Here is a 6006-nt window from a genome sequence, read left to right on the forward strand (position 1 = left end):
GTTTTAGAATCGATAGTATTTGATTGTCACTAAATTTTGATCTTTTCATGCAGAATCTCCTCCAGCATAGATTATGAGAAAATTCTATTTTTGGCATCAATTATTTTTCGGGGGGATTACCGGAGCATCGTTTAGTTTTTTTTGAAAATATGCATCCCATCGGTTCGGCTTTAACATTAAAAGAATGATGACTACAATGCATATTAAGCAAATAAAAATAACAAATTTTTTCATGATCTTATCAATAACGTGTCTTTGAGAAGTGCGAAATTTTAAAAAATTGCATGATACAGTTATCTATTTGAAATTTCATTCTCTATTTTAGTTCGTCGTGTATGATTGAAAGTAGATCATAATGACGAGAAAAATATATAATATCATCAGTGAAAATTTGGAAGGTAGCTATTAATAACTACCGTTTGAGGAAAAATGATTCAATCATTCTGTGCGGTCTTGATAACAAACAACTTAGATAAACAAAAAACCTTCTATAAAGAAGTGATTGGGCTTAACGAATTGTTTCATCATGATAATACTGTTGGGCTTGGCGTTGAAGACAGACTGTATATCGTTTTAAGGGTCGAAGATAACCCTGAAAGTCATCATAAACAAGAAAATAAAGGCCCCGTTATTATCACCTTCCCAGTTGATAGCCAAAGTAAGGAAATGATCATGTCCAGAATTGAGAATGGTGGATATAAGCATCGGGATACATTAACCTTGTCTCAGTATGGCAGTGAATATATTTTTATTGAAGATGCGGATGGTAATGAACTTTGTCTGGATGTTCGGAAGTAAGAGCTAATTTTGCTCACTTATCCATTGTTCAAGATAAGCCTTCGTTTCCCTCAAGCTTCCCGTAAATTCTTCATAAGCCTCGGGTAGTGCATTCTGCTCTTTATTATCAGCTAAAGCCTATAGTTTTATAGTCTGTTGCAGCAACTGACTTGTAGCGCAATATCAATAAATGCTCGCTCTTTAAAAATTAATAATTCAAGACCAACCCTATCGTTGTTTAAATTTGAAGGGGTTTTGAATATGATTAGTCTTCATCTTCAAATGATAAAATATTATTAGAAAGTTCCTCAGCTATTAATGCTTCGAGGTCATCAAAATTAAGATTATCAATATCGATATCAAATTGGGATCTCCATAAGTCCTTTTTTGTTTGTTGATATTGGCTGATAGTGTGTTTGACAGTTTGTTCATTCAAATTGGCATACTGAGTTAACCAGGCACTTAAAAGCATTTCAGTTGGAAATAAGTAGTCTTTATCTTGCTTACGCTTTCGAGGGGTATCGTTATTTCTAAAATCACTGGTAAATAGCTCTTCTTCGGTTGGCACATCGTCTTCCCATCGATACTGTTCATATGGAAGCCTCATAAAAACATCATTGATATGTGCCTGTACCGATCTGTCACCACGTTGAGTGAATGAGCAATCATGATGGCTCTCAATAAATGCCTTCATAGCTGTTTCAAACATTGTTGCATCTTGTTTGCTCATATTCATAAGAGCAATTATATGAAAACTGAACCGTTTGTGGAATTGCTCAAGAAACCCCTGGATGTTTCCTTTTCTTAGTCCCCAAAAAAGCATGCAAAAGCGCGAATCTGTATCTATTGCTAGCAAAACATTTTTGTGCCCCAATTTTGTTACATGAATCATCCAGTGCCAATGTTGGTGGTCGTGCAAAATAGGCTCTTCAGTAAGAGCTAACTTTGATGTTGGTGACATGGGAGATAATTTTTTACCTTTACGGATTGAGGCGAAAAAATCTGCTGCGGCTTTGGTGCAATTGAAAATTAGCATAAGAATCTGTCTCTTATTGATTTGGGTTTGATATTGCCTAATAATTTCTATTTAACTTATGTCTGCATTGCATCTACATGAATTTATTGGGATTTTTCTAAAACCATCTTAACTATTTGGTTTTATTGGCGGGCTCGCTAGGACTTAAACCCGAGAGCAACGGATTATAATTCCTGATCTTTTAAAAATTACCCATTGGTTTTAAAGTAATAAATTGCAAAGGGATACCACTGCGAATATCGTGCAGAGTATAGCAATGTTGTACTCAAACACGCAAATCTCACGCATATGATGGAGACAACTGAGATCAGTTAATCAAAAGATATTTAATCGCTCAAATCGTTCATCTAGTAATTCGAGATACTTTTCCTGCATTGGTTGAGATAAAAAACTGAAACCGAGCAGCTCTTGCCATTTTGGTATTACCTGATGGAACTCTTGTACGATTCCATCGATCACGTTCTGGTTTAATCCTAATTGTTCAATGGCAAAATATTTAAGAAAATCACTCTTTGTTAAATTATTTTTTTCCCCTTTTAGAGGTAAAGCCAGTTCTTCTTTGGTGTTTTTTTGAGCGATAGTTGTGTTAAGTAAATCATATGCTGGTGATATGGAAATTTTTCTATCCTTAGTAATCAGGGAAAAATTTTTTAGATGCATGTCTTCATTGCCGACCAGGAAGTTAAACAATGTCAACTTTAATAATTTCACGAATTCAATTTTGGGGAATGTACAAAACTGTGCTACGACTGCAATTACTTTTTCCATAGAGCTTTTATATTTTGTATGTCGATCTTCACCTGATAGCTGTGCAAAATCTTCTAAAGCTAACTTTTTATTATGTCCTATTCTATCAAAGCGTTTAATGAAGTAGGTTAAACTGCTGTCCTTAGAATAAACCAAACCATGAATCGGAACTTCAAGGCCAATGGTCTTTGCAAGGGTCATAGTAATGGCTTCATTTTCAGGCAATTCCGGATAAATATCACTTTGTGGTTTTAAAATATATTGACCTTTTTGATCCACAATTTCAAAACAGCCCTCTTTAATCTTTAGTTTTGCGCTTAGTTTCTTTTGGACGCCTTGAACAGACATCTTTCCTACTCGAGCAATTGCTTCCTGACGCTGCTCATCAGCACTTAAATCCAATGGACTAAGGTATTTTAATTGAGGAGAAAGCAAATGCAATCCACGTTGCGAATAGTTTTCCTGGTCACTAATCTTTTCATAAGTAATAGGGCAGTGTTTCATCTTATTTCCTCAATAGTCACTGCGCCTACAACATCTTGGCCAACTAGTATCAACTGACCAAAATAATCATTTTTATCAATTTTATATTTCCGTAATAGTGCTTCAAGCATAATTCCTTCAGGAAGCAATCCTTCAAAAAAGGGTGGAAATACGCCAAAATCATAGATCTTATTGTTCAACGGCATAGTGAGTGAAACAGGTGCGCCCTGATAATCATCAAAGTAAGTAAATTGATATACTCCACCTTGTAACTCTTCTAATATTCCAGCTTTAATATTATTCACTGATACGTATGCTTTTCTCATATATTATGATCCGTTGTTTGAGGAAAAGGCGTTTCAAATTTCATTTGAATATTTAACACATCTAATACTTTTAGCAATGTATTTAGCCGCACCGATTCTTTCCCTTTTTCAATATCATAGATGACCGTCTTACCGACCCCCGCTAACCGGGCTAATTCTTGTTGTGATAATCCGCTTTGTTTGCGGTAGTAATGGACTAAATTGGCAATTTCGTGTGTGGGCATGGAACACCATAAATTAATCATATATTACTGTTATAGCAGTAAAAATGATAAAAATAAATTTATTATTGCATTTCTTTGCATTAATTAGCCATAAATTACTGTTATGGCGGTAATTTTGATTGATTTCCTGAATTTACCTATATTTATTTATTATAAATTGCTAAAAATTACTGTTATCACGGTAAATTTGAGGAGGGGGGAATAACAAAAATTCATGTTCTGCTTATGCACTGAAGCGATTACTCAATCATAAAATGAATAATGATGTAACCGTAGGATATATCATGAAAGATGTTGAGCGATTAAGGAAACCCATGCAACAAGTGGCTAATTTTCTACTGGGACATATGATGGAGACCATTGAGTTATGAAGAGTAAGAGTTCACTAACCCGTAGTCTCAATATCATAAATTTTGGTAGTTGCTGGATTTAAAATTAAATGACGAAAATTTCCATTAGCATCTTGATAATTAATAACATATTCATCTACTCGCCATAATATATTAATGTTGGGAATAAGAAAAACAACTTTTTTATCTTCACAGTCTATTTTTAAGCCATTATTTTTAAATAAATAACATCCTTTTTTATCCGTACCTAAGGTTGTTTGATGAATGTTACCTATACGAAATGTTTCAATAATTAATTTAGGTAGTCTTATAATACTGCCATTAATTGTTAATAGTGTAACTATTACTAATGTAAGAATTAAAGGTTTTTGTAGCTTACTTTTTATTTCTGGAAAGGGGATTAAAACAAAGATTGAATAAGCCAATAGACAAAAATATGTACTAAGAGTGTATATTATATAGTTTATTCCACTTTCTGGTGTTATTTCTTCTAAATGATTTATTAATCCAGTTGTGATTAGTAAGAGTAAATTTGATGTTGTAATGATTATAGTTGTGTAAAGAATTAGAGTAATTTTAGAGGGTGATGGACTTGACGTTTTTTTGGAGTTTGGCAGCAATATAAATATCGATATCAGAGGAATTATCATTGTTATTAACATAGCCAGAATGGGCATGAAATAAAATATAATTGATAAGAATATTGCATTTATGATATGTAAAAAAAGGAATGTTTTTATCGGCTTTCCTATGAGTTTTATTTCTGCTCTTCTTTTTTTCTCCTTTATAACTAATTTATCAAATAGATGACGAAATTTATTACCGAAAAGAAATGAGCATATATGCTCGTTGTTGATAAGTCTTTTTTGTAAATTACTGGAAATTAAGGGAGGGAGGGTGAGCAAAAATATAATTATTACAAGTACAAAACTGACAAATAATGAGAGAGCAATTAAACTGTCATAACTTTTTATAGGAAAATATTTTATTTCTAAGAAATAGATCGAAAAAATCAGCAAGCTTAGTAATAAAGAGGAATACCAGAGTCCTAGCGCATTATTTTTAATTATTTGTATAACTTTACTAATGTTAAAATTCATGTAATTACCTATTTAAAGACTACTCAAAAATATCATCCAAAGATTATCACTAAAAGATGAACAACGATCGCTCTTATCTGCCACTATTACTGAATACAACTAGCAATAAACTTAGTGAAGGGAACAATATTTTGATTAACACTAGCTTGCTCTAGTGCTTCCATATATTCATTTCTTCTCTCCACAGGAATAATAGTCCATGGATAATGGCCACTTGCTAACATAATATTCATCAGAAAACGCCCAATTCTGCCATTACCATCTGAATAAGGGTGGATATAAACAAAAAAGAAATGTCCGAGAACAACTCTAACAGAAGGTTCCTTTTCCTGGGTTATTAACTGAAAAAACTCTTCCATTAGTTCACTAACAATTTGCCAACGTGGAGGAATATGTTTTGATTGACGTATGTATAAAGGGCTGCGTCTGTATCCTGCCAAATCAGTTGGTTTTAAAAGACCTACAGCAACGCTAGGTTGAAATAATTCTCTATACCAATCCCCATGTTCTTTTTGTATTACTTTTCCGGGGTTGTCTCCATTCAATATTTCCATCAGGCTCTTTTTTATTGCTTGGAAAGCTTGCCAGTATCCACGGGCGGCTAATGCACTGCGGTGATTTCGATCTTGTTCTGTAGCATCGGGATTCCATTGTCCAGAACGAACTTTTTCAATTAAGTCGCGGCTTACTTGATAACCTTCAATAGATAGAGAATGGTAAGCGTCCGAGATGTATTTTTCGTCTACCTGCTCTATATATTTTTTAATATCGATTGTTGTAAGACGAGGTTTAGGAAAGTTTTCTCGAACTATATCGCGCATATCATGCCACATAACTTCCAAACGGTAATCCCCCCATTTTTAACCGACATCAAAAATAGAGAGTTAAGCAGCCACTAAAGCTAGTTTCTGCCTTGGTGTAATGCCACCGATAGCCATATTAGGTCTTTCATTATTATAAGAC

General features: G+C 33.7%; 7 protein-coding genes and 1 pseudogene. 2 read left to right on the forward strand and 6 right to left on the reverse strand.

All coding sequences use genetic code 11. The features are described from left to right. The first annotated feature begins 429 nt into the window (after positions 1–429). Positions 430–798: a VOC family protein gene (locus tag ELY21_RS15290; protein WP_127110903.1), complete on the forward strand. Its 369-nt coding sequence runs from the start codon at positions 430–432 to the stop codon at positions 796–798. Positions 799–1042: 244 nt separating this feature from the next. Here ELY21_RS15290 and ELY21_RS15295 read toward each other — a convergent pair whose 3' ends face one another. The 4 genes from ELY21_RS15295 to ELY21_RS15310 form a co-directional block, all read right to left on the reverse strand. After that, positions 1043–1813: a hypothetical protein gene (locus tag ELY21_RS15295; protein ID WP_127110905.1), complete on the reverse strand. Its 771-nt coding sequence runs from the start codon at positions 1811–1813 to the stop codon at positions 1043–1045. A gap of 315 nt (positions 1814–2128) precedes the next feature. Beyond that, a complete protein-coding gene (locus ELY21_RS15300; protein ID WP_127110907.1) occupies positions 2129–3064 on the reverse strand; it encodes a lpg2370 family Dot/Icm T4SS effector in 936 nt (311 codons plus the stop codon). Further along, positions 3061–3369 (reverse strand): HipA N-terminal domain-containing protein, encoded by a 309-nt coding sequence (locus tag ELY21_RS15305; protein WP_127110909.1) that lies wholly within the window; start codon positions 3367–3369, stop codon positions 3061–3063. Before ELY21_RS15305 ends, ELY21_RS15300 begins: the two co-directional genes overlap by 4 nt. Then, on the reverse strand, positions 3366–3593 hold the full coding sequence (locus ELY21_RS15310) for a helix-turn-helix transcriptional regulator (RefSeq protein ID WP_127110911.1): 228 nt from the start codon (positions 3591–3593) through the stop codon (positions 3366–3368). The genes ELY21_RS15305 and ELY21_RS15310 overlap by 4 nt, the downstream gene beginning before the upstream one ends. Positions 3594–3814: 221 nt before the next feature. On the opposite strand from ELY21_RS15310, the pseudogene ELY21_RS16085 reads away from it, so the two are divergent. Next, positions 3815–3964, forward strand: a pseudogene (locus tag ELY21_RS16085) (integrase); the annotation flags it as partial. A 14-nt stretch (positions 3965–3978) separates the two neighbouring features. Here ELY21_RS16085 and ELY21_RS15315 read toward each other — a convergent pair. Both ELY21_RS15315 and ELY21_RS15320 read right to left on the reverse strand, forming a co-directional pair. Then, complete coding sequence (locus ELY21_RS15315) at positions 3979–5043, reverse strand: hypothetical protein (protein ID WP_127110912.1); 1065 nt, start codon at positions 5041–5043, stop codon at positions 3979–3981. 86 nt (positions 5044–5129) lie between these two features. Next, entirely contained in the window at positions 5130–5876 is a 747-nt protein-coding gene (locus tag ELY21_RS15320; RefSeq protein ID WP_233588739.1) for a Fic family protein, read from the reverse strand. Positions 5877–6006 lie beyond the last annotated feature (130 nt).

The sequence above is a fragment of the Legionella sp. km535 genome, from assembly GCF_003990085.1.
Lineage (GTDB): Bacteria > Pseudomonadota > Gammaproteobacteria > Legionellales > Legionellaceae > Legionella > Legionella moravica.

What these genes read in the sequence shown, in the direction of transcription:
- ELY21_RS15290 (WP_127110903.1), top strand. Translation starts at nt 430, where the DNA reads ATGATTCAATCATTCTGTGCGGTCTTGATAACAAACAACTTAGATAAA.
- ELY21_RS15295 (WP_127110905.1), bottom strand. Translation starts at nt 1,813, where the DNA reads ATGCTAATTTTCAATTGCACCAAAGCCGCAGCAGATTTTTTCGCCTCA.
- ELY21_RS15300 (WP_127110907.1), bottom strand. Translation starts at nt 3,064, where the DNA reads ATGAAACACTGCCCTATTACTTATGAAAAGATTAGTGACCAGGAAAAC.
- ELY21_RS15305 (WP_127110909.1), bottom strand. Translation starts at nt 3,369, where the DNA reads ATGAGAAAAGCATACGTATCAGTGAATAATATTAAAGCTGGAATATTA.
- ELY21_RS15310 (WP_127110911.1), bottom strand. Translation starts at nt 3,593, where the DNA reads ATGCCCACACACGAAATTGCCAATTTAGTCCATTACTACCGCAAACAA.
- ELY21_RS15315 (WP_127110912.1), bottom strand. Translation starts at nt 5,043, where the DNA reads ATGAATTTTAACATTAGTAAAGTTATACAAATAATTAAAAATAATGCG.
- ELY21_RS15320 (WP_233588739.1), bottom strand. Translation starts at nt 5,876, where the DNA reads ATGTGGCATGATATGCGCGATATAGTTCGAGAAAACTTTCCTAAACCT.